This window comes from Caldicellulosiruptor sp. DIB 104C, from assembly GCF_028198085.1.
GTDB classification, from domain to species: Bacteria; Bacillota; Thermoanaerobacteria; order Caldicellulosiruptorales; family Caldicellulosiruptoraceae; genus Caldicellulosiruptor; species Caldicellulosiruptor saccharolyticus.
In genome coordinates this window covers 2,693,364-2,695,243 of record NZ_CP116337.1, presented here as the reverse complement: position 1 = coordinate 2,695,243, position 1,880 = coordinate 2,693,364, and the positions used below count along the sequence as shown (strand labels likewise).

The 1,880-nt window shown below is 32.7% G+C and carries 3 protein-coding genes; all 3 read right to left on the bottom strand.

Annotated features, from left to right (window positions below; genetic code table 11):
* Window positions 1-61: 61 nt before the first annotated feature.
* Entirely contained in the window at window positions 62-691 is a 630-nt protein-coding gene (locus PGC14_RS13220) for a sporulation protein YunB (RefSeq protein WP_039763861.1), read from the bottom strand.
* Between the two features lie 65 nt (window positions 692-756).
* Complete coding sequence (locus PGC14_RS13215; RefSeq protein ID WP_271629182.1) at window positions 757-1,014, bottom strand: hypothetical protein; 258 nt, start codon at window positions 1,012-1,014, stop codon at window positions 757-759.
* On the bottom strand, window positions 981-1,811 hold the full coding sequence (locus tag PGC14_RS13210; RefSeq protein ID WP_271629181.1) for a mannose-1-phosphate guanylyltransferase: 831 nt from the start codon (window positions 1,809-1,811) through the stop codon (window positions 981-983). Before PGC14_RS13210 ends, PGC14_RS13215 begins: the two co-directional genes overlap by 34 nt.
* Window positions 1,812-1,880 lie beyond the last annotated feature (69 nt).

Genomic DNA, 1,880 nt, shown 5'->3' with positions numbered 1-1,880 from the left:
TCAGATACCTTAAAATTCTCTTTTAAATTGTTTTTTCTCTTTTTTTCTCTTGATTACTTTTTTATTTGCCTATATATACTTTGGGTACTTCGCCAATATAGACATTTTCAGCAATCAAAACGCGCTGAGGTACTTTGAATGTCCCTTTCTTTTTTAAAAATAGCATATGCCCTTCAAAATTTAAATTTAAGTATACCCTATGGACTGTCTGATTTATTCCAGCTGACTTGAACTCTGATTGCCAATCGTATGAAACTGCAGATACATACAAAACATTTCCTTTCAAGGTAGGACCAAATTGATTAAAGAAGATGTTTTTAAAAAGGTAACCTAATTTAAACTCTACTTCAACAGGCGTGAGCTTATTTATTCTTTTGTTTATCATTAGCACCCAATTTGATATAATCTTGTTTAAGGAAATGGTGTCAATCTTGATAAAAGATGTGTCTTTGCTTTTTTCAAACTTCACAATGTCATCGTAGTTAACCTTTTGGTCTTGCAGAATTTGCAAGACCGAAATATTTGTAATTTCTACAATTTTCAGTTTTGCTTTATCTTCAAATGCATCTATTAGCATGTTTTCAAGCCAATTTGAAATTATAATAGCAAGAATTATTAAACTTGAGATTAAAAAAGCCAAAAGGAAAGCTACCTTTTGGCGTCTGCGCTTTTTGTAGCCATATAATCTCATTTTGAAAAAGTCTTTTTCTTTCTATATTAAGTTTATGCGCCTCTACTTTTTTTGATTACTATTTGTCATAAGAACCTTTTGTATTTTTCATTCAAAGCTATTCCTTGAATTATATCCTTGATTTCTCTCTCTTTGGACTTATGACAAATCAAGATTGCATCCTCAACTGACACTAAAATAATGTCTTTTATCCCAAGTGCCATTACAAACTTGTCAGAAAATATTATGCAATTTTTTGATTCACTGACAATCGCCTCTGTTTTTATGACATTGCCATTTTCATCTTTCCTTAAAATCCTCTCAAATGCACTCCAAGTCCCCACATCATCCCATTCAAACTCAGAGATGCACACAACAAGCTTTTTTGTCTTTTCCATGATTGCCTTGTCAACAGAAACTTTTTCAAGAAGCTTGTAGCCTTTTTCAACTCTTCTATATAATTCTCATTTGAGATAGCTGAAAATATCCTCATAAAGATGTCATAGTAGTGCGGCATGTATCTTTTTAGTTCTCTTAGAAAAGTAGAGACCTTGAAAATATAGATTCCGCTATTCCAAAGATATCCCGACTTTATCAAATACTTTGCTTTTTTGCTATCAGGCTTTTCTATAAATCTTTCTGTCAAAAATAAACCTTCTCCTATCTTTTTTCCCCTTTTTATATACCCATAATTTGTCTCAGCCCTTGTAGGGAGGATACCAAAACATACAATGTGATCTTTTTTAGCAAGTTCATACCCTTTTTTCATTGCAGATTCAAATTTCTCAATATTAGATATAAAGTGATCTGAAGGAAACACACCTAATATACTATCCGGGTCTTTTTTCAAAACGTGCATGCATACCAAAGCAATGCACGCAAGGGTCTCCTTCTGTTCGGGTTCAAAAACCAAGTTTTCATCTTTTACTTGGGGTAGCAACAGCTTAAGATGGCTTCGATAGTTTATATGTGTTACTATGAAGATTCTATCTTGAGGTAAAATCTTTTTTATTCTGTCATAGGTCATTTCCAAAAAACTTTTGTCGCCAAACAACTTTAAAAATTGTTTTGGAAAAGCTTTTCTGCTCTTTGGCCAAAGTCTAAGTCCGCTACCACCTGATAATATACAGGCATATTCCATAACCTTTTTATTCTTCCTTTTCTATGAGCTCTAACGTCATCTTAAAGTAACCTTCCTTGCCTTCCATGA

What these genes read in the sequence shown, in the direction of transcription:
- PGC14_RS13220 (WP_039763861.1), bottom strand. Translation starts at nt 691, where the DNA reads ATGAGATTATATGGCTACAAAAAGCGCAGACGCCAAAAGGTAGCTTTC.
- PGC14_RS13210 (WP_271629181.1), bottom strand. Translation starts at nt 1,811, where the DNA reads ATGGAATATGCCTGTATATTATCAGGTGGTAGCGGACTTAGACTTTGG.